At 70.5% G+C, this 20,212-nt stretch carries 16 protein-coding genes; 6 read left to right on the top strand and 10 right to left on the bottom strand.

Annotated features, from left to right (window positions below):
- Positions 1-218 precede the first annotated feature (218 nt).
- Together NHL51_RS08215 and NHL51_RS08210 are read right to left on the bottom strand one after the other, a co-directional pair.
- Positions 219-2,339, bottom strand: coding sequence for a YhgE/Pip domain-containing protein (locus tag NHL51_RS08215; RefSeq protein WP_434143003.1), 2,121 nt, complete (start codon positions 2,337-2,339; stop codon positions 219-221).
- Positions 2,336-5,164 (bottom strand): MMPL family transporter, encoded by a 2,829-nt coding sequence (locus tag NHL51_RS08210; RefSeq protein ID WP_434143002.1) that lies wholly within the window; start codon positions 5,162-5,164, stop codon positions 2,336-2,338. The genes NHL51_RS08215 and NHL51_RS08210 overlap by 4 nt, the downstream gene beginning before the upstream one ends.
- A 142-nt stretch (positions 5,165-5,306) precedes the next feature.
- Between NHL51_RS08210 and NHL51_RS08205 the strand changes: the two genes are divergently transcribed.
- Entirely contained in the window at positions 5,307-6,041 is a 735-nt protein-coding gene (locus NHL51_RS08205; RefSeq protein ID WP_434143001.1) for a TetR/AcrR family transcriptional regulator, read from the top strand.
- A gap of 34 nt (positions 6,042-6,075) precedes the next feature.
- On the opposite strand, the gene NHL51_RS08200 is transcribed toward NHL51_RS08205, so the two are convergent.
- Positions 6,076-7,104: a class I mannose-6-phosphate isomerase gene (locus NHL51_RS08200; protein ID WP_434143000.1), complete on the bottom strand. Its 1,029-nt coding sequence runs from the start codon at positions 7,102-7,104 to the stop codon at positions 6,076-6,078.
- A 94-nt stretch (positions 7,105-7,198) separates the two neighbouring features.
- Between NHL51_RS08200 and dcd the strand changes: the two genes are divergently transcribed.
- The 5 genes from dcd (at position 7,199) to NHL51_RS08175 (ending at position 11,719) form a co-directional block, all read left to right on the top strand.
- Positions 7,199-7,804 carry a dCTP deaminase gene (gene dcd / locus NHL51_RS08195; protein WP_434142999.1) on the top strand — a complete coding sequence of 202 codons (606 nt, stop codon included), beginning with the start codon at positions 7,199-7,201 and terminating at the stop codon, positions 7,802-7,804.
- Positions 7,801-8,475: a LysE family translocator gene (locus tag NHL51_RS08190; protein ID WP_434142998.1), complete on the top strand. Its 675-nt coding sequence runs from the start codon at positions 7,801-7,803 to the stop codon at positions 8,473-8,475. The genes dcd and NHL51_RS08190 overlap by 4 nt, the downstream gene beginning before the upstream one ends.
- Positions 8,476-8,570: 95 nt before the next feature.
- On the top strand, positions 8,571-9,383 hold the full coding sequence (locus tag NHL51_RS08185) for a carbon-nitrogen hydrolase family protein (RefSeq protein WP_434142997.1): 813 nt from the start codon (positions 8,571-8,573) through the stop codon (positions 9,381-9,383).
- 51 nt (positions 9,384-9,434) lie between these two features.
- Complete coding sequence (locus NHL51_RS08180) at positions 9,435-10,913, top strand: APC family permease (RefSeq protein WP_434142996.1); 1,479 nt, start codon at positions 9,435-9,437, stop codon at positions 10,911-10,913.
- A complete protein-coding gene (locus NHL51_RS08175) occupies positions 10,910-11,719 on the top strand; it encodes a FadR/GntR family transcriptional regulator (protein ID WP_434142995.1) in 810 nt (269 codons plus the stop codon). Before NHL51_RS08180 ends, NHL51_RS08175 begins: the two co-directional genes overlap by 4 nt.
- 14 nt (positions 11,720-11,733) lie before the next feature.
- Here NHL51_RS08175 and NHL51_RS08170 read toward each other — a convergent pair whose 3' ends face one another.
- From NHL51_RS08170 to NHL51_RS08140, 7 genes are all read right to left on the bottom strand, one after another.
- Positions 11,734-12,507, bottom strand: coding sequence for an ABC transporter ATP-binding protein (locus NHL51_RS08170; protein ID WP_434142994.1), 774 nt, complete (start codon positions 12,505-12,507; stop codon positions 11,734-11,736).
- Complete coding sequence (locus tag NHL51_RS08165) at positions 12,504-13,343, bottom strand: ABC transporter permease (RefSeq protein ID WP_434142993.1); 840 nt, start codon at positions 13,341-13,343, stop codon at positions 12,504-12,506. Before NHL51_RS08165 ends, NHL51_RS08170 begins: the two co-directional genes overlap by 4 nt.
- A gap of 3 nt (positions 13,344-13,346) precedes the next feature.
- Positions 13,347-14,351 carry an aliphatic sulfonate ABC transporter substrate-binding protein gene (locus NHL51_RS08160; protein ID WP_434142992.1) on the bottom strand — a complete coding sequence of 335 codons (1,005 nt, stop codon included), beginning with the start codon at positions 14,349-14,351 and terminating at the stop codon, positions 13,347-13,349.
- 120 nt (positions 14,352-14,471) lie between these two features.
- A complete protein-coding gene (locus tag NHL51_RS08155; protein WP_434143202.1) occupies positions 14,472-16,514 on the bottom strand; it encodes a cytochrome c oxidase assembly protein in 2,043 nt (680 codons plus the stop codon).
- Positions 16,515-16,639: 125 nt separating this feature from the next.
- The gene (locus NHL51_RS08150; RefSeq protein WP_434142991.1) at positions 16,640-16,918 is read right to left on the bottom strand and encodes an HU family DNA-binding protein; all 279 of its coding nucleotides are present in this window, start codon (positions 16,916-16,918) and stop codon (positions 16,640-16,642) included.
- A 282-nt stretch (positions 16,919-17,200) separates the two neighbouring features.
- A complete protein-coding gene (locus tag NHL51_RS08145) occupies positions 17,201-18,523 on the bottom strand; it encodes an aminotransferase class III-fold pyridoxal phosphate-dependent enzyme (protein WP_434142990.1) in 1,323 nt (440 codons plus the stop codon).
- Between the two features lie 78 nt (positions 18,524-18,601).
- Positions 18,602-20,083 (bottom strand): NAD-dependent succinate-semialdehyde dehydrogenase, encoded by a 1,482-nt coding sequence (locus tag NHL51_RS08140; protein ID WP_434142989.1) that lies wholly within the window; start codon positions 20,081-20,083, stop codon positions 18,602-18,604.
- Between the last annotated feature and the right edge of the window lie 129 nt (positions 20,084-20,212).

Below are 20,212 nucleotides of genomic sequence, written 5' to 3'. Positions count from 1 at the left end.
CGATCGGGGCTCAGAATCCGCGGCGAGTTCACGGGGTGGTCGCGCGCGGCCGTAGACATCGGCCGCCGCGCTCTCGTCCGCCGCTCGTCCACCGCTCGTCCGCCGCCGTGAGTTCCCTCGGAGATTGCAGCTCGTTCGGACGTTTCAGCTGGCATTCGTCCGAACGAGCTCTCAGATCCGAGCGAGCGCGCGACACGGCCGCAGCGGCCCGCCAATGATCAACGCGCTCGGCGGGCCCGGGCGACCGCGAACGCGGTGAGCGCGAGCCCGCCGAGCCCCCACAGCGCCAACAGCATGACGGCTCCGCCTGCCGCACCGCCCGTCGCGATCGCCTGGAACCCGCCGAGCGCCGCCCCGACCGGGCTCGCATCGCCGATCGCCGTGAGCGCGGCGGGGGCTGTGGAGACGATCCCTGTCGCGAAGGCGACCACGAGCAGCGCGAACGCGATGAACCGGCCGATGCCGCCGAACAGGGCCGACAGCCCCTGCACGCTGAGCGCGAAGGCGATGCCCGCGACGAGCGCGACGCCGAAGAAGCGCAGGCCCTGCGAGAAGTCGTAGCCGAGCGCGAACGGCAGAACGGCGCCGGCGATCGCCCCTTGCAGCGCACCGAGCAGGGCCGCGGGGCGCGCGCTGCGCAGGGCGATCCAGCCGATGCCGCGGGCGGCGTCGCGGGTGCGGCTCCAGAGCGGGGTCGCGAGCAGGGCCAGCGCGAGGGCGCCCGCCCACAGCGCGATGCCGGCGAAGAGCGGCACACCCGAGGCGTTGAAGAGTTCGGAGCTCGCTCCCTTCGCCTCGACCGGTGCGAGCGCCGTCTGGGCGATGCGGTCGCGCTGTGCGCTCGTGTAATCCGGGATGCCGGCGGCGGCCTCGTCGAGCCCCTGCGCGAGGTCGCCGGCTCCGCTCGCCGCCTGCGTCGCGCCATCGGCGAGCTGAGTGGCGCCGTCGGCGAGCTGCGGTGCGCCCGACGCGAGTTCAGAAGTGCCGGCCGACAGCTGCGAGGCCCCATCGGCGAGCTGCGCGGCGCCTCCGGAGAGCTCGGTCGCGCCCCCGGCGAGCTGATTCGCCCCCGCGGCGAGTGCGGCGCCGCCTCCGGCGAGCTGCTCGGCGCCCGACGCGATGCCCTCGGCGCCGGCCGCGTAACCCCGCGCCCCCGCGGCGATGCCGCCACTCGCATCGATCAGCCCGTTCAACTGTTCGAGTTGCTGCTGCGACGCCTCCGACTGCATGAGGGCGATGGCCTGGTCGAGGGCGGCGACCATCGCCTGCGGGTCCACGCCGGCCGGCGGAGCGATCGTTCCGCCGGCGATGCCGTCGCGGTAGGCGATGAGCTCGCCCGCGCCCGATTGCAGCCCGTCGCGCACCTGCGTGAGCGCGCCGCCGACGCCGCTCGCGTACTGGTCGACGCCGCCGAGGTAGGTGACGAGACCGGGGTTCGTCGGGCTGCCGTCGCCCGACACGAACCCGCGCGTACCGGCGGCATAGCCCTGCAGACCCGGGTTCGCAGGGGTGCCGTCGCCGTACACGAACGCGCCGAGCCCGCCGGCGAGGCCGGTGGCGCCGCTCGCGAGCTGCGAGGCGCCGCCGGCGAGCTCCGACGTGCCGTTCGACAGGGATCCCGCACCGTTCGCGAGCTCCTGCGTTCCGGCGGCGAGCTGCGAGGTGCCATCGGCGAGCCGGGTCGCCCCGTCGGCGAGCTGCCTGCCACCGCCGGCGAGCTGCGACGCGCCGTCGGCGGCCTCGCCGATGCCGGTGCTGAGCTCGCCCATGCCGACGAAGACGCCACCCACGAACTGCTCGCCGAGCTGCCGGTTGAGCACGTTCGTCGCGGTGCTCGTGACGATGTTCGAGAGGGCGGTGTCGATGAGGCGGCCGCGGTCGCTCTCGGCGATGTCGATGGTCGCCGTGCGGGCCTCGTCGGGGTCGCCGCCCGAGAGCGAGGTCGCCGCCGCGGAGAAATCGTCGGGGATCGTGACGACGGTGGCGTAGCGGCCCTCGGAGAGACCCTCGGCGGCGTCGCTCTCGTCGGTGAGCACCCAGTCGAAGTTCTCGGTCTCGGCGGCACGGCCGGCGCTCTCGCTGTCGGCGTCCTCGGCTCCGCCGGGCGCGCCGATGAGCTCGCCCGCGAGCAGACGGCCGAGCGGCACGAGCTGGCCGTCGAGCTCGACGGGCTCGTCGAGGTTCACGACGGCGGCGGTGACCGTGTCGAGGCGGTCCTGCGGGTTCCACAGCCCCCACAGCAGCACGCCGGCGACGGTGAGGGGCACGAGCACCAGCCCGAGCACGCGGCTCCATCCGGCCCGGCGGCCGGTACGGCGCGATGTCAGTTCGAGGCTCATCGTGCGGCTCCTTCGGGGGTCGGGGCGGTCGAGGCGGTCGAGGCGGTCGGGGCGGTCGAGGCGGTCGAGGCGGTCAGTAGGGCCGGCGCCGCAGCGGCGGTCGCCTCCGGCTGCACGAGCGTCGTGCCCGCGGGCAGCAGGCGACTCGCGAGGTCGCGCTCGCCGAGCACGACGACGGCGAGCCCGGTACGGCGACCGCCGCTGTCCGCCATCGCGAGCCCTGCGGCGAGCGCCGAGCGCATCGACTCGAGGCGGGCCTGCGAGAGCGGTGCCTCGGCGAGGCCGCGCAGGTCGAGCAGCACGAGCGAGGGGCGGTCGCGCAGCGCGTCGCGCAGGTCGTCGCCGCTCGTCCAGACCGAGCGCGCGCGCAGCGAGGCCGACCGCTCGGGCATGAGCAGGCCGTCGACCTTCAGGGTGCCGGCTACGATGGGGCCGCGCCCGGCGACGGCGCGGGCGAGGGGCAGCGCTACGGGATCCCTGGGGTTCAGGAGCAGCATTTCTCCCCGGGCGACCCGCAGCCGCGCTACCGTCGCGTTGCCCACCCCGCCGATGGCGCGCAGGCGCAGATCGTCTGCGGCGATGACGGCGTCGGGGGCGTCGGCCGGCCAGTCGGCGTGCTCGAGCTCGCGCGCGAGGCCCTCGCCTTCGACGTCGAACGAGGGCAGCAGTCTCGCGAGCCAGCGCGGCATCCACCAGGCGCGGTCGCCGAGCAGCGCGAGCACGGCCGGCACGAGGGTCATGCGCACGATGAACGCGTCGACGAAGACGCCGACGGCGAGGCCGAGCGCGATCACCTTGATCGACGGGTCGCCCTCGGGCACGAACGCGGCGAAGACCGCGAACATGATGAGGGCGGCGGCCGTGACGACCTTCGCGCTGCCGACGAAGCCGCGCTGGATCGCCTCGGAGGCGGTGGCCCCGTGCACGTACTCCTCGCGGATGCGGGCGACGAGGAAGACCTCGTAGTCCATCGCGAGGCCGAAGAGCACGCCCATGAGGATGATGGGCATGAAGCTCAGCACGGGCCCGGTCGAGCTCACGTTGAGCAGGTCGGCGAACCAGCCGAGCTGGAACACGGCGACGACCGCGCCGAATGCGGCGCCGACCGAGAGCAGATACCCGAGGGTCGCCTTGATCGGCACCCACACGGAGCGGAAGACCATGGCGAGCAGGATCAGCGATAGGCCGACCACGAGGACGCCGAAGGGCACGAGCGCCTGCAGCAGCATCGCCGAGACGTCGATGCCGACCGCCGTGAAGCCGGTGACGGCGAGGCTCACCCCGTACTCGTCGAGCCATGCGTCGTGCATGTCGCGCAGCTCGTGCACGAGGTCGGTGGTGCTCGCGGCGTGCGGCCCCTCGTCGGGCACGACCTGGATGATGGCGGTGTCGGCGCCGCGGTTGGGTGTGGCGAGCGGCACATCGGCGACGCCCGGGATCGACTCGATCTCGTGCTTCAGATCGTCGAGCAGCCCGAGCGGATCGGTGCTCGTGATGATGGAGCCCGTGAGCAGCAGCGGGCCGTTGTACCCCTCGCCGAAGTGTTCGCCCGTGAGTTCGTAGGTGACGCGGGCGGGGTCGTCGGCCGAGAGCGAGGTCGCGTTGGGCAGCGCGAGGCGCAGCTGCAGCGCCGGAAGGGCGGCGAAGCCGAGCACTGCGAGCACGGCGACGATCGTGACGATGGGACGCTTCGTCACCGCGCGCACCCAGCCGGCGAAGAAGCGGTCGGCGCGCGACGGGGCATGAGCCGCGGTCTCGGCAGCGACTTCGGCGGCGGGGGCGGTCAGCGCCGCCCGCTGCCGCTTCGGCAGGATGCGCTGGCCCGCCATCGCCATGATCGCGGGGGTCAGCGTGATCGAGATGAGCACGGCGATCGCGACGGCGGCCGCGGCGGCGACGCCGAGCGAGGTGAGGAACGGGATGCCGGCGACCGAGAGCCCGACGAGGGCGATGATGACGGTGAGGCCGGCGAACACGACGGCCGAGCCGCTCGTCGCGGTGGCGCGGGCGATCGATTCGTCGATGGGGAGGCCGGCGCGCAGCTGCTCCTGGTGCCGGCTCACGATGAAGAGGGTGTAGTCGATGCCGACGGCGAGCCCGAGCATGAGGGCGAGCATCGGCGTCGTCGAGGTGAGTTCGACGAAGGCGGTCACGAAGAAGAGGCCGGCGATCGAGACGCCGACGCCGAGCATGGCGATGATGAGCGGCATGCCGGCGGCGATGAGCGAGCCGAGGGTGAGGATCAGCACGACGAACGCGACGACGACGCCGACGGCCTCGGTGGGGCTGAGCCCGGGCACCGCGGCCGAGAACATCTCGCCGCCGTACGACGTCTGCGCCGCCTCGGGCAGCTGCGCCGCGATGTCGTCGCTCGCCTGCTCGATGGCCCGGGTCGTGGTGTCCGAGACGCTCGTCATCTCGCCCGCGATCTGCACCGTGATGAGCGCGGCGCTGCCGTCTTCGGCGAGGCCGCCGCTCGCGAGCTCGGCGAAGGGGGTCTGCACGGCGGTGACGCCCTGCACGTCTTCGAGCCCGGTCGCGGCGTCCTCGATGGCGGCGCGGTACGGCTGTTCGTCGACGCGGTCGCCATCGGCCGCGACCACGATGATGGTCGCGCTGGTGCCGCTCACTTCGGGGAAGGTGCGGCCGAGCTCCGTGATCGCATCCTGCGATTCGGTGCCGGGGATGGTGATCGGGGCGTTCGCGCCCTGGCCGAGGAAGAGGGCGCCCGCGCCGAGCAGGGCGAGCACGGCGATCCAGAGCATGAGGACGAGCGTCTTCGCCCGGGTCGCCCATCGGCCGAGCGCGTAGAGCAGCGTGGACATGCGTTCCCTTCGGAGGCGGTGAACGGGATGCCGTGCGGGCGGGAATCCCGTTCAGCGGTTTCGATACACGAATGTATCGGCTTCGATACACCAATGTATCCATGACGTCTGCGCGGCAGCTGAACGTGGCATGATGATGGACATGCCCGCGAACCCCCACTCATCCGCGACGCCTCCCGCGGAGACGCCGAGCGCGCGTCGGGCCGAGACGCGCACCCGACTGCTCGACGCTGCCATCGAGGTGTTCGCCGAGGAGGGCCTGCAGGGCGCTGCGGTCGAGGCGATCTGCAGCCGCGCGGGGTTCACCCGGGGCGCCTTCTACTCGAACTTCTCGAGCAAGGAGCAGCTCTTCCTCGCACTGCTCGAGCGGGAGTTCGAGCGCCGTGCCCGCGATCTCGCCGAGAAGGCGCAGATGATCGAGCCGTCGCTGCGCGCGAACTCGGGCTGCATCTCGCCCCCCGAGGCTGCGAACTACATCGTCGAGTTCTTCACGCCCGCGAACGATGCGATCGCCTGGTTCGCGCTCGAGACCGAGTTCCTGCTGCTCGCCATGCGCGACCCCGACCTCGCGCCCGAGCACCATGCGTTCATGGACCGCTTCTACGCCAGCATCGCGGGCGCCGTCGAGCACGTGATCGAGGCGGCGGGGCGGCGCTTCTCGATCCCTGCCGCGCACGCGATGCCCGTGCTCAGCAGCGTGTACGAGCAGGCGCTGCGTGCCGCGGCCCTGCGCGGCGGCGCGTTCGGTGCGGGCGCCGTGCCCGCAGGCCAGGGATCAGCCGCACCGCCGATCGCCTTCGCCGAGTTCGGCGACCGCCTCGCCGAACTGCTCTTCGCGCTCACCGAGCCCTCCGGCGCGAACGACTCGGCGCGCTGAGCCCCCGGGCGAGCCCGCGGCCCGCGCCTGCGATCTAGCTGATGCCGCCGGCGTGCAGCGATGCCGGCCAGCCGGCCCCGGGCAGACAGGCGAGCACCTCGAGATCGCCCTCGACCCGCCAGGGACCGAACGCGTGCGGTACGGCGAATGCCTCTCCGCGCGCGAGGTCGATCGCGTCGCCCGCGGCTGCCAGTCGGCCGTTGCCCGCGGTCGCGAGCACCACGGCGAAGCTCTGCGGCACCTCCCCCGCATCGTGCGCCTGCAGCAGCCGGAAGTACGGGTCGGCGAGCACGGGAAGGAGGGAGCGCACCGGCGACTCGGCGGGCGCGCAGCCCGTGAGGGAGACGAGCGCCTCGAGCTCGGCGTCCGTCGTCGCATCGGTGCGCACCGCGGGCATGACCGCGTCGAAGCCGAGATCGAGGTGCGACTCCTCGCGCGTCGAGGTCGTCACCGACCATTCCAGCAGAATCGAGAAGTCGGTCGGCTCCTGCACCTCGGCGACGAAGACGCCCGCCTCGATCGCGTGCGGGGTGCCCGCGGGGCACAGCAGCCCCATGCCGGCCCGCACCGGGATGCGGTTGAGATGGTCGAGCATCCACTCGCTGTCCTGGGCGTCGCGGCGCCGGTCGAGCTCATCGCGGTCGACCGGCGCCTTCCAGCCCACGTAGACGGCGCTGCCGGGCTCCGCCTCGAGCACGTACCAGGCCTCCGTCTTGCCGTACGGGCAGTCGAGGTGGCTCACCGCGAAGTCGCGGTCCGGGTGCACGTGGACCGGAAGGCGCTGGCGCGCATCGAGCAGCTTCACGAGCAGGCCGGTGTCGTGCGCATCGCGGCCGATGCCGCCGAACCAGGCCTGCGGGTCGGTCTCGACGATGTCGCGCAGCAGGCCCTCGGGCGTCCGGGCGAGCCCGATCGTGTCCTCGCCGAAGCGGGTCACGGTCGCGCCGAGCCATTCCTCCGGCTGCCGGTCGGTCTCGGGAGTGATGCCGCGCAGTGCGGCGATGCGGTCGCCGCCGCGGTAGAAGTGCTGCACCGGGTTCGGGGTAAGCAGGTGTGGCCGCACTGCGCATCTCCTCTGGTTCGCGTATCGTCGCCGATCATGGCTGACCTGCCACGAGCATATCCAGCCGGGCAGCGCCTCGTCTAAGCTAGAAGCCGTGCTGCTCTCAGATCGCGATATCAAGGCCGAGCTCGATTCGGGTCGCATCGGCCTGACGCCGAGCGAGGTCTCCATGGTGCAACCGTCGAGCGTGGATGTGCGGCTCGACCGCTACTTCCGCCTCTTCGACAATCACAAGTACGCGGTGATCGATCCGGCAGCGGAGCAGCCCGAGCTGACCCGCCTCATCGAGGTCGACCCCGACGAGGGCTTCATCCTGCACCCCGGCGAATTCGTGCTCGGGTCGACCTACGAGCAGGTCTCGCTGCCCGACGACATCGCGGCCCGCCTCGAGGGCAAGAGCTCGCTCGGCCGGCTCGGCCTCCTCACCCACTCGACCGCAGGCTTCATCGACCCCGGTTTCGAGGGCCACGTCACGCTCGAGCTGTCGAACGTCGCCACTCTGCCGATCCGGCTGTGGCCGGGCATGAAGATCGGCCAGCTCTGCTTCTTCAAGCTGTCGTCGCCCGCCGAGCGCCCCTACGGCGCGGGTGCGACGTTCTCGCGCTACCTCGGGCAGCGCGGGCCGACCGCCTCGCGGTCGTACCTCAACTTCCATAAGGCCGACGTGACCGCCACCGACGCCGGCGCCTCGGGAGCGTGACCTCCTCCCAGGCGATCCTCGGCTTCTCGGTCGTCGCGCTCCTCTTGACCCTCCTCCCGGGCATCGACTCGGCCCTCATCGTGCGCAGCGCGGTCTCGTTCTCGCGGCGCTACGCCTGGATGGTGGCGCTGGGCATTCTCAGCGGCACCCTCGTCTGGGGCATCGCGGCCTCGGTCGGGGCGACGGCGCTGCTCGCGACCTCCGAGATCGCATACCGGCTGCTGAGCGTCGCGGGAGCTCTCTATCTCGGTTGGATGGGTGTGCGCCTCTGCATCCGCAGCTTCCGCCAGGCACGCGGCCCGGAAGCGCCCGCCGCCGATGCAGACGGCACGGGCGGCATCATGCCGGCCACCGCCGCGCACGATTCGCTGTGGCGGGGCTTCGCCCTCGGCCTGATCACGAACCTCTTGAATCCGAAGGTCGGCGTCTTCTATCTCGCGGTGATCCCCCAGTTCATGCCGCCGGGGATGTCGCCGATCGTGATGGGAACCGCGCTCGCGCTGGTGCACAACCTCTGGAGCCTCGTCTGGTTCGCGATCCTCATCGTCGCCGGGAACGCGCTGGGCAAGCGGCTCCGCTCGCCGAAGTTCTTGCGCTGGCTCGACCGTGTGACCGGCGGCGTGCTCGTCGCGTTCGGCATCGGCCTGCTCTTCGAGCTCCGCACGACCTGACCGGGCCGCGCCCGACCCCGCGACGCACTGTGCGGGTCGCACCTGTCAGAAAATTAATTAACTCAAATTGAGTTAATTGTGATGTACTGGGTCGCATGCCCGAGAATTCTGGATCATTGACGATCGCCTGCTGGCAGGTCGCGTCGCTGCGCGGCGACGTCGCCGGCAACCTCGCAGCCCTCGAGCGCGCAGCCGAACACGCGCGCGATGCCGGCGCCGAACTGCTCATCACGCCCGAGATGCACCTCACCGGGTACAACATCGGCGATGGGATCGGGACGCTCGCCGCCCGGCAACCGCTCGAGGGAGTACGGGATATCGCGCGGAGGGTCGGTATCGCCATCATCGCCGGCGGCCCCGAACGCCTGCCCGAGTCGAGCGTCGACTCGCAGAACGGCGTCGCCAACTCCGCCTGGCTCGTCGATTCCGATGGCACCGTGCTCTCGCGGCACCGCAAGCTGCAGCTGTTCGGCGAGCTCGACCGCGCTCACTTCACTGCGGGCCACGAACCCATCACGCTCGCCGAATACCGCGGCTTCCGCATCGCCACGCTCATCTGCTTCGACGTCGAATACCCCGAGACCACTCGAGCAGCGGCCCTCGCCGGCGCCGACCTCATCGCCGTGCCGACCGCCCAGATGACGCCGTTCCAATTCGTCAACGAGCACGTGATCCGCGTGCGGGCGTGGGAGAACTCCGCCTACGTCGCCTACGTGAACCAGATCGGCGCCGACGGCGATTTCGACTACGTCGGCCGCAGCGTGATCGCCGATCCCTTCGGGCATCACCTCGCCGAAGCCCCCGCCGCCGAAGAAGCACTCGTTCTCGCGACACTCGACCACGGCACGCTCCATCGGGCGCGAGAGCAGAACCCGTATCTCGTCGAGCTCCGACGCGATCTCTTCTGACCCTGCGCCCATACGACCCGCTGCATTTCCGTCTCCGAACAAGGAAGTTCCATGTCTGCATCATCACGCGTCTCCACCGCTGCGCCGCCCGCCGAGCGCGGCAGACTCACCGGCAGCCTCGGCACCGGCAGCATCGCCTTCATGGTGATCGCCGCTGCGGCCCCGCTGACCGTCATCGGCGGCAATGCGCCGCTCGGCATCGGACAGGGCAACGGCGCGGGTGCACCGGTCGGGTTCTTCCTCGCCTCGGTCGTGCTGCTGCTCTTCGCCGTCGGCTTCGTCGCGATGACCCCGTACGTGAAAGAAGCCGGCGCCTTCTTCAGCTACGTCACGATGGGCCTCGGCAGCCGTCTCGGCATGGGCACGGCCTACGTCGCCCTCATCGCCTACACCGCCATCCAGGCGGGCATCTACGGCTACATGGGCTGGGCCATGATGGACCTGGTCCGCTACTACGGCGGGCCCGAGATCCCGTGGTGGGTCTTCGCCATCGTCTCGCTCATCATCGTCGGGCTGCTGGGATACCGGCACATCGAGCTCTCGTCGAAGGTGCTCGGTGTGGCGCTCGTGCTCGAGATCCTCGTCATGATGATCGTCAATGTGGCGGTCATCGTGAACGGCGGGCCCGAAGGCCGATCGCTCGAATCCTTCGAGCCCGAGGTCTTCCTCACCCCCGGCCTCGGAGTCGCCGTGCTGTTCGCCCTCACCGGCTTCATCGGTTTCGAGTCGACGGCGATCTACCGCGACGAGGCGAAGAACCCCGGAAAGACCATCCCGCGCGCCACCTACCTCGCCGTTGCGATCATCGGCGTCTTCTACACCCTTTCGGTGTGGGTGCTCGTCGTCGCTGCGGGCCCGAGCAGCGTCGCCGAAGTGGCGCAGGAGACGCTCTTCGGCACGAAGAACATGCTCCTCGACACCGCAGGGAACTACGCGGGCGGCGTCACCCGCAGCATCATGCAGGTGCTGCTCGTCACGAGCCTGTTCGCCTGCGTGCTGAGCTTCCACAACATCGTCGCCCGATACCAGTTCGCGCTCGCCCGCATCGGCTCGCTCCCCGCATCGCTCGGCAAGGTGCACCCGAAGCACGGCAGCCCGGCCCGCTCGTCGTTCGTGCAGAGCATCACCGCCACCGTGCTCGTGATCGTGTTCCTGCTCATCGGCCTCGATCCGCTCGTGGAGGTCTTCGGCTACATGGCGGGCGTCGCGACCGTCGGCATGGTCACAATGATGCTGCTCACCACGCTCGCCGTGATCGCCTTCTTCGCGAAGAACCCTGCGGTCAGGCGCAACGTCTGGACGACCCTCGTGATCCCCGGCGCGGCAGTGGTCGCTCTCGGCATCGCGGCCTGGCTGGTGCTCTCGAACTTCACACTGGTGACGAGCGGCAGCGCGGCCGTCAGCTTCGGGCTCGCCTGCGTGCCGGTAGCAGCGCTCGTCGCCGGCGTCATCGTGAACCGCAAGGATGGCGGCCGAACGATCAGCATCTCGCTCGATCACCTCGAGAAGTCTGATGAGATCGGGGTATGACACGCGCCTCCGACACCACCGACGGTGCGACCGTCGGGCCCGCTGGAGCTCCGGCCGAGCATTCGTCCGGCAGCCGGCAGGCGGGTCTCGGGGGCGCGCTCGGTTCGCTCGCGGCGCCCCGCATCGTCGCGATCTCGCGCCTCAGCGCCGTCGACACCGTTCGGGCCCGGGTCATCATGGCCGTCGACCTCGGGCTCCTCGCCCCCATGGAGCGCCTCCCCGATGCGGGCGAGATGGCCCACGCGTTCGGCGTGAGCCGCGCCTCCATCCTCAGAGGTCTCGCGGCGCTGCAGGAGGAGGGGGTGATCGAGCGCCGGGCCGGCCGCTACGGCGGCAGCTTCGTGCGACCGGGCGCCCATCATGATGCCGATGTCGCCGTCCGCTCGTTCATCGAAGACGACGGGACCGTGCATTCGCTCATCGATGAACGAGCGGTGCTCGAAGCCGGGTTCGCAGGGATCGCCGCGCAATCGCGCTCAGAAGAGGATGTCGCGCGCCTCCGCGAACTCGTCGATCGGATGGATGCCACCTCGAGCTGGGCCGAGTTCCGCAACCTCGACCGGGCCTTCCATCGGCTCATCGCGGAGGCCGCGCGCGTACCGCTCGCGCTCGACCTGTTCACGCGGCTCAACGAGCAGCTCGACCCGTACTTCCTCCCGTACAACATGGGGCTGCTGCACGCCAGCAATCATGAGCACCGCAGTATCGCAGAAGCGCTCGCACGGCGCAGCTCCTCCGACGCGACGACGCTCGTGCGCGAGCACGTGCAGGAGCTGCACGAGTCGATGTACGTCGGCCTGACGTAGGGCAGCGCCTCCCGCTACTGCGCGTGGATGAGCCCGAGGATCTCGTTCGTGCGCTCGTGGAAGAGCGGGAGCTCGCGCGCCGCGCTCGTGCGCGGTCGGGCGATCGGCACCTCGAGTTCGCGCTGCACCCGTCCGGGGCGCGGGCTCATCACGACGACCCGGTCGCTCGTGAGCACGGCTTCGTCGATGTCGTGGGTGACGAGCAGCACGGTGAGTCGATGCCGCTCCCACACCTCGAGCAGCAGATCCTGCATCGTACGCCGCGTGAGCGCGTCGAGCGCGCCGAACGGTTCGTCCATGAGCAGCACATCGGGACCGTACGACAACGAGCGCGCCAGCGCGACGCGCTGCTGCATGCCGCCCGAGAGCTGCGCCGGATACGACGATTCGAACCCTTCGAGGCCGACGAGGCCGAGGAACTCGCGCGCACGATCCCTGCGCTCGGCCTTCGACAGGGCCTCGCCGCGGAGCGCGAACTCGACGTTGCGCTGCACCGTGAGCCAGGGCATCAGGGTCGCCTGCTGGAAGACGACACCGCGATCCCTGCCCGGCCCCGTGATGGGCGCGCCGCCGACGCGCAGCTCGCCCGCGGTCGGGTCTTCGAGGCCCGCGATCAGCGAGAGCAGCGTCGACTTGCCGCAGCCCGAGGCGCCGACGATCGCGACGAATTCGTTCTCGGCGACGGCGAGGTCGACGCCCTCGAGCGCGACGACGTCGCCGAAGTGCTTGCTCAGCCCGCGGGCGAGGATCTTCGGCTCGCGGGTCTGCGGGTCTGCACCGCGGGTCATCGTCGGCCCTCCTGATACGCGAAGATGCGACGTCCGGCTGCGCGCATCGCCTGGTCGAAGATGAGGCCGAGCACGCCGAGCACGAACACGTACGCGAGGATCGTCGGCGTATCGAGGTAGCGCTGCGCGACCGTGACGCGGTACCCCATGCCGACCTTCGCGGCGACGAGCTCGGCGACGACGAGCCAGGTCCACGCCCAGCCGAGCGTGATGCGCAGCGCGTCCCAGATGCGCGGCATGGCCGACGGGATCACGATGCGCACGAGCGACTCGGCGCGCGACAGGCCGAGCGTCTCGCCGAGGCGCACGAGCCCGAGCGGCGTGCGGCGCACCGCATCGGCGACCATGAGCACCTGCTGGAAGAACGTGCCCATCCAGATGATGAGGAACTTCTGGCTCTCGTCGATGCCGACCCACACGATCGTGAGCGGAACGAATGCCACGACCGGCATATAGCGGATGAAGTCCATGAGCGGCTCGAGTGCCGCCTCGACGCGGGCGTTCACGCCCATCAGCGTGCCGATCGGCACCGCCATCACGGTCGCGAGCAGAAAGCCGGCGAAGATGCGAGCGGTGCTCGCCCCCATGTCGCTCCAGAGCGTGCCGTCGGCGGCGTGCTCGCCGAGCGCCTGCGCGACGAGCACGGGGCTCGGCAGGAACATCTCCTTGACGAGCCCGAGCGCGGTGATGAGCCACCACACGGCCCCCAGCACCACGAAGGTCGCGACCGCCGTCGCGATGTAGGAGGTGCGGGGCAGACGATCGCCGATGCGGCGGCGCCTGCGCGCGCGACGCGGTGGCGCCGCGCCCGCCTCGGTCCGTGCGGGTGCGCTCACGGGCTACTCGCCGAGGTAGGAGGAGTCGATGATCGAGGCAGCATCGACGTCGCCCGAGATGAGGCCGATGCGCTCCGCGACCTCCGCGAGCGAGGGCAGCGTCTCGTTCGCGAACGAACCCTCGAGGATGTCGCGGTTCTCATCGATGGTGTAGAAGTGCACGCCGTCGAAGGCGGTCTCGAGGTCTGCGGCGCTCTCGCCGACGGCCTTCGCGATGACCTCGCGGCCCTCGGAGGTGTTCGCCTCGAAGTAGCCCATGGCATCGCCCCACGCCGCGATGACCTCGCGCACCTCGTCGCCGCGCTGCTCGAGCACCTCGTTGCGCACGACGAGCACGTCCGAGATGAGCCCCGGGTAGTCCTCGGCGCTCTGCACGACCCGCAGCGCATCGTCGGTCGCGAGCGCCTGGCTGACGTACGGCTCATAGGTGACGCCCGCGTCGACGTTGCCCGAGAGCAGCATCGATGCGACCTGGTCGGCGCCGGCGGGCACGACCTCGATATCCTGCTGCAGGTCGAGGCCCGACTGCTCGAGCGCTTCGGCGAGCAGGATCTCGCTGGTCGCGCCCTCTTCGAACGCGACGCGCTTGCCCTTCAGGTCGTCGATCGACTCGATGCCGTCGCCCGCGATGATCGCGTCGGCGGTGGTCGCCGAGTCGAGCACCATCACGATCGAGACGTCGAGCCCCTGCTCGACGAACTGCAGCGCCGCCTGGCTGCCGACGTTGGCCATGTCGAGGTGGCCTGCGGCGAGCGCCGCGTTCATGTCGGCGTCGTTGTCGAAGTTCGAGATGTCGACCGAGACGCCGCGCTCGTCGAAGAAGCCCTGATCTTCGGCGACGTACCACTGGCCGTAGCCGAGCCAGGGCTGCGTGCCCATGGTGAATGCGGCGGACGATTCGCCCGCACCGCCGTCGGAGGAGGCGCCCGAGGCGCACCCGGTCAGTGCGAGGGCCGCGACGGCGAGCCCGGCAGAAGCGGCGATGAGACGGCTACGGCGTTGTGCCACGTCGATGTTTCCTATTCCCCGCGCGGCGAGCGCGGTACGGCGAGCATGAGGGGCCTGCATTGCCCCCACGACAGTCTACCGACGCGCCGGGCGGGCCGAACGCCGCCCCGAGCGATGGGCCTAGCGCTTCACCCGCCGCTGATCCCGCTCGGCCTGCTGCGCCAGCATCTCGTTGTAGGCCTTGAGCTCGGCGTCGCCCGATCGATCGGCCGCCCGATCCTTGCGCTTCTGCTCTTTGCGGTCGCTGCGCGACCACTGCACGGCGACGACGAGCGCGAGCGCGAGGGTCGGCAGCTCGCCGATGCCCCACGCGATGCCGCCCGCGATGCGCTGGTCCTCGTGGGGGATCGCCCCCCAGGAGCGCCCCATGGCGCCGTACCAGTCGGCGAGCAGCAGCCCGTCGCCCGTCATGATCGTCACGCCGAAGAACGCGTGCGACGCCATGGTCGCGAGCAGCGTGACGATGCGGAGCGGGTACGGGAAGCGGTAGGGCACGGGATCGATGCCGACCATCGAGAGGCTGAAGAGGTAGCCGCCGATGAGGAAGTGGATGATCATCCACTGGTGCCCGAGGTGCTCGGACGCCGCCCACCGGGCGATCGGCGAGAAGTAGAACACCCATAGCGACCCGACGAAGACGACCGCGGCGACGACGGGGTGGGTGATGAACTTCGAGTAGGGCGTCTGCACCATCCACATGATCCACTCGCGGCCGCCCCAGGAGCCGTCGGTGCGCTTCTCGACGGCGCGCAGCGCGAGCGTGATGGGCGCGCCGAGCACGAGCACGAGCGGGATCAGCATCGCGAACATCATGTGGCCGAGCATGTGCACGCTGAACAGGTACTGCTCGTAGGCGTTCGGCGCACCGTTCGTCGTGTAGAAGAGCATCAGCAGGCCGCCGAGCCAGGCGATGGTGCGGCCGATCGGCCACTTGTCGCCGCGCCGCGCGAGGCGCGCGACGCCCGCGATGTAGAGCCCGGCCGCGAAGACGCAGACGAGCACCCAGGCGAGGTCGAACTTCCAGACCGTGAAGAAGCTCTCGACGGTGAGCTCCGGGGGCAGCGGGTCGCCGGTCAGCCATTCGGCGGGGCTGATGCCGCCGCCCTGATCTTTCAGCGGTTCGAACGACACGGGGGTCGCGGTGCGCCCGAGAGCGCCGGCGATGCCGCTCGCGATGCCCATGACAGCGAGCTCGGCGAGCACGAACCACAGGAACGCGCGGCTGCCCGTCTCGGCGATGCGCGGGATCAGGCGCGTGCGCTGCACCGCGCCGAACACGCCGAGCGCGACGAGGGCCGCGGTCTTGATGAGCACGAGCTGCCCGTAGCCGGTGCCGAAGAGCGCATCCAGGGATCCGACCCGCAGCCAGGCGCTCACGGCGCCTGAGGCGGCCACGCCGATGAACGCGAACAGCGCGAGGGTCGAATAGCGGGCGGTGATGCGCGACAGCCGCGGCCGGTCGACCGACTGCGCGATGCAAACGAGCGTCAGCAGCCCGCCGAGCCACACGGCGGCGCCGATGAGGTGCACGAGCAGCGAGTTGACGGCCTGCGCGTGGCCGGATGCGCCTGCGGCGTGGCCCTGCAGCGCGAGCGGCAGCGTCGTCAGCAGCGCGGCAACGAGCACGACGAGGGTGAGCAGTCGGCCGCGGATCGCGAAGGCGAGCACCGTGATGACGGCGGCGAGCAGCAGCTCGAGCAGCCACAGGCGGCCGATCTCGATCTCGGTGATGAACTGGGCGAGGCCCGCACCGAAGGCCTCGCTGCCCGAGAAGGCGAGGCCCGAGAGATCGACGTAGGTGAAGATCAGGGTGGCCGCGCTCGCGATGGTGAGCACGGCGGCAGAGCCCGCGGCGACGTCCATCGCGACGCGGGTCTCGGGCGGCGTCGCGGGCACCGCGTGCTGCGACCGTACGGAGCGCGTCTTCGCCCCCTGATGCGGGTCGGGGTTCACGTTGGCCAGCGCCCACACGGCCATGACGACCGACCCGATGAGCCCCGCGATCGACACGTCGACGAGGGTACGTGCGATCGGAGCGCCGAAGCGCACGACCGCACCGGGGTCGAGCAGCGCGCGCTCGTCCGCAGCGCCGCCGATGCCGAGGCCGACGAGCAGCGCGGCGAGGGTGGCCGCGAGCAGCACGGCGGGGGCGAGAGCACGCATACGAAGCACCCTTCCAGCCTACGCCGCGCGGCCTGACCGACCGCCTGGAGCGGGTGCCCGTGCGACCGCAGAAACGCCGAAGGCCCCGCCCGGATCACCGGACAGGGCCTTCGAGAAGACTGGAGTTACTTGACGGCAGCCTTGAGCTTCGAGCCGACCGAAACCTTGACGCGCTTGCCGGCGGCGATCTCGATGGTCTCGCCGGTGCGGGGGTTGCGGCCGGTGCGAGCTGCGGTGGTGGCGGACTCGAACGAGATCCAGCCGGGGATCGAAACCTTCTCGCCTGCGCCGACGGTCTCGGAGACAGCCGCGAACAGACCGTCGATCACGCTCGAAACGGCGGCCTGGCTCTGGCCGGTTTCAGCGGCGATCTTCGCGACGAGCTCGGTCTTGTTGAGTGCCATGTTGTGTCCTTCCAGGGCATCGGTACCATGCGGCCGGGCCCCTGATCTGGTTCAGGTTTTCCTCCGGGTGGAGGATCCGATCGGTTGATCGCGTACGAATCTACCCGATTCTGGCGAGATTCTGCGGATTTTGCAGCGCTTTTTGTCTTGCGGGGCCGGAAATGCCTCCCTTTCGACCCCGATCGGCGGCTCCGGAGCACCTCTCGCGGGTGCCGCAGGTGCTCCGGGAACCGCCTGCGGAACGGTCGTTAGCCCGATGCTGCGGGGCCGACCGCCCGCGCATCAGAGGGTGGCGAAGGCGCGGTCGAGGATCGCGAGGGCTTCGTCGAGCACCTCGTCGCCGATGTTCACCTGCGGCAGCAGGCGCAGCACGTGGCCGTCGCTGCCGCCGGCCATGACGAGCAGGCCGTTCTCAGCGGCGGCCCGGCTGACGGCTGCGAAGGCCGCCGGGTTCGGCTCGCCCTCCTCGTCGATGAGCTCGATGCCGTGCAGCGCGCCGAGGCCGCGCACATCGCCGATGACCGGGTGGCGCTGCTGCAGCTCGCGCAGGCCGGCCTGCAGGCGCTCGCCGATCTCGGCGGTGCGCGCCATCGCCCCGGGTTCGCGCAGCTGCTCGATGACCTCGATCGCCGCGGCGCAGCCGACCGGGTTGCCGCTGAACGTGCCGCTCAGGCCGCCGGCAGGGATCGCGTCGAGCATGTCGGCGCGGCCGGTGACGGCCGAGACGGGGATGCCGCCGGCGATCGCCTTCGCGATGACGACGAGATCGGGCACGAAGCCGAAGTGCTCGCTCGCGAAGAGCTTGCCGGTGCGGCCGAGCCCGGTCTGGATCTCGTCGGCGATGATGACGATGCCGTTCTCGTTCGCCCACTGCTGCAGCGTCTCGAGATAGCCCGGGGCGGGAATGGTGACGCCGCCCTCGCCCTGGATCGGTTCGATGACGAGGCAGGCGAGGTTCGAGGCGCCCGAGATCTTCTCGAGGTGCTTGATCGCGCGCTTCGCGGCCACGGCGCCGTCGAGGCCGTCGCGGTACGGGTACGAGTTCGGCACGCGGTAGATCTCGCCGGGCCGGGGGCCCGTGTTCGCGGCGTACGGCTGCGCCTTGTAGTTCATGCCGAGCGTGAGGTTCGTGCGCCCGTGGTAGCCGTGCTCGACGACCGCGATGCCGTTGCGCCGGGTGAAGGCGCGGGCGATCTTCACGGCGTTCTCGATGGCCTCGGCGCCGGTCGACGAGAGCACCGACTTCTTCGCGAAGTCGCCCGGCGTGATCTCGCCGAGCAGGCGGCCCACCTCGACGTAGAGCTCGTACGGGGTGACGCTGAAGAGCGTGTGGGTGAAGCGTCGCATCTGCGCGATCGCCGCATCGACGACGGCGGCGTTGCCGTGCCCGAGCGAGGTCACGCCGATGCCGCAGCCGAAGTCGATGAACTCGTTGCCGTCGATATCGGTGAGGATCGAACCGTTCGCGCTCTCGATGTAGACGGGCAGCAGGGGGGCGACCGACGCCGAGATGTGCTGCTCCTTGCGCGCGTGCGCTGCACGCGATTTCGGTCCGGGCACTTCGGTGCGTACGCGCTGCGGGTACTCGGTCATGGTGGCTGCCATCGGTGGCTCCTTCGCTGAGATCTGGTTGTTCGGAAGTTCTGGAGGTCCGGCGGGCGGCGGATCCGCCCGGCGCGGGCCCTATTCGGTGTCGCGGCGCGAGATGTTGTAGAAGCGGATCTCCTGGTACTCCTCGAGGCCCTCGCCGGAGCCCTCGCGGCCGAGGCCCGATTGCTTCACCCCGCCGAACGGTGCGGCCGGCGTGGTCGGTACGCCGTTGTTGATGCCGACGAGACCGGTCTCGAGCGCATCCGCGACGTTGAGCGCGCGGTCGAGGCTCTCGGTGAACACGTAGCCGGCGAGGCCGAACGGCGTGTCGTTGGCGGCCTCGAGCACCTGCTGCTGCGTCGAGAACCGGCTGATCGCTGCGACGGGGCCGAAGATCTCGGTGTTCGCGATGTCGGCGTCGGCCGGCACCCGATCGAGCACGGTCGCCTCGAAGAAGTAGCCGTCTCCGTCGACCGCGCTGCCGCCGGAGCGCAGATCGGCGCCGCGATGCACCGCATCGTCGACGAGCGATGAGAAGTTCTGCACCGCGCGGCGGTCGATGACCGGGCCGAGGCCGGCGCCCTCCGCGACGGAGTGGCCGAGCTGCACCTGGGACATCCGTTCGCTGAACGCTTCGACGAAGGCATCGGCGATGCCGTCCTGCACGAAGATGCGGTTCGCGGCGACGCACGACTGCCCGCCGTTGCGCAGCTTCGCGGCGAGGGCGCCCTCGACCGCGCGCTCGAGATCGGCATCGTCGAAGACGATGAGCGGGGCGTTGCCGCCGAGCTCCATCGAGCTCTTCACGATGTGCTTCGCTGCGAGCCCCATGAGTTCAGCGCCGACGCCCGTCGAGCCGGTGAACGACACCTTGCGGATGCGCGGGTCGGCGAGCACGGCGTCGCTGAACGCGCCCGACTGCTTCGTGGTCACGACGCGCATGAGCTCGGGCGGCACCCCGGCCTCGGCCATGAGTTCGACCGTGAGCAGGGTGGTCAGGGGCGTGAGGCTCGCCGGCTTGATGACGGCGCCGCAGCCGGCGGCGAGCGCCGGCGCGATCTTGCGGGTGATCATCGCCATCGGGAAGTTCCAGGGCGCGATGAGCAGGGCGAGGCCGACTGGGGCTCGGCGGGTGAGGATCGTCGATCCGCCCGCGGGATTCTCGCGGAACCCGCCCGCCGGCCGCAGCAGCTCGTCGGCGTACCAGCGCACGTAGTCGGCCGCGTACTGCACCTCGCCGTGCGCTTCGGCGAGGGTCTTGCCCATCTCGCGGCTGATCACGTAGGCGAGGCGGTCGCGGTTCGCGGTCAGCACGTCGTAGACGCGGTGCAGCGTGTCCGAGCGATGCCGCGGGGTCGTCCGGGCCCAGGCGCGGCCCGCGGCATCGGCGATGGCGACCTGTTCGAGGGCGTATTCGACCGAGCGGTTCGGCAGCGTCGCGATGCGCTGCTCGGTCGAGGGGTCGAGCACCGCGAACTCGTCTGCGCCGGGGGTGTGATCGGCGAAGCCCGGCAGGCTCGCGAGCGCGGCGTCCGAGGCGGCGAGGCGCTCGTCTGAGGGCTGGAGTACAGACATCGGTGTCCTTTCGTGGCAAGCAGCGGGGATGGTGCCCCAATGTGTTCGATTGTAGCCTTGTCCTACAATTATTTGCAATACGATTCGGCCGCGCTCCGGCCGGGCTTTCGTGCGGTACGGCCCGAGCGC

Source organism: Leucobacter sp. gxy201 (genome assembly GCF_051043335.1).
In the GTDB taxonomy this organism is placed as follows: Bacteria; Actinomycetota; Actinomycetes; order Actinomycetales; family Microbacteriaceae; genus Leucobacter.
The sequence above is the reverse complement of the archived record's forward strand: the minus strand, read 5'-3'. Positions and strand labels throughout refer to the sequence as shown.

Bases quoted from the DNA above. Each gene is read 5' to 3' on its own strand.
- NHL51_RS08150 (WP_434142991.1), bottom strand. From the start codon at position 16,918: ATGGCACTCAACAAGACCGAGCTCGTCGCGAAGATCGCCGCTGAAACC.
- NHL51_RS08155 (WP_434143202.1), bottom strand. From the start codon at position 16,514: ATGCGTGCTCTCGCCCCCGCCGTGCTGCTCGCGGCCACCCTCGCCGCG.
- NHL51_RS08215 (WP_434143003.1), bottom strand. From the start codon at position 2,339: ATGAGCCTCGAACTGACATCGCGCCGTACCGGCCGCCGGGCCGGATGG.
- NHL51_RS08210 (WP_434143002.1), bottom strand. From the start codon at position 5,164: ATGTCCACGCTGCTCTACGCGCTCGGCCGATGGGCGACCCGGGCGAAG.
- NHL51_RS08145 (WP_434142990.1), bottom strand. From the start codon at position 18,523: ATGGCAGCCACCATGACCGAGTACCCGCAGCGCGTACGCACCGAAGTG.
- NHL51_RS08140 (WP_434142989.1), bottom strand. From the start codon at position 20,083: ATGTCTGTACTCCAGCCCTCAGACGAGCGCCTCGCCGCCTCGGACGCC.
- NHL51_RS08170 (WP_434142994.1), bottom strand. From the start codon at position 12,507: ATGACCCGCGGTGCAGACCCGCAGACCCGCGAGCCGAAGATCCTCGCC.
- NHL51_RS08205 (WP_434143001.1), top strand. From the start codon at position 5,307: ATGCCCGCGAACCCCCACTCATCCGCGACGCCTCCCGCGGAGACGCCG.
- NHL51_RS08175 (WP_434142995.1), top strand. From the start codon at position 10,910: ATGACACGCGCCTCCGACACCACCGACGGTGCGACCGTCGGGCCCGCT.
- NHL51_RS08180 (WP_434142996.1), top strand. From the start codon at position 9,435: ATGTCTGCATCATCACGCGTCTCCACCGCTGCGCCGCCCGCCGAGCGC.
- NHL51_RS08185 (WP_434142997.1), top strand. From the start codon at position 8,571: ATGCCCGAGAATTCTGGATCATTGACGATCGCCTGCTGGCAGGTCGCG.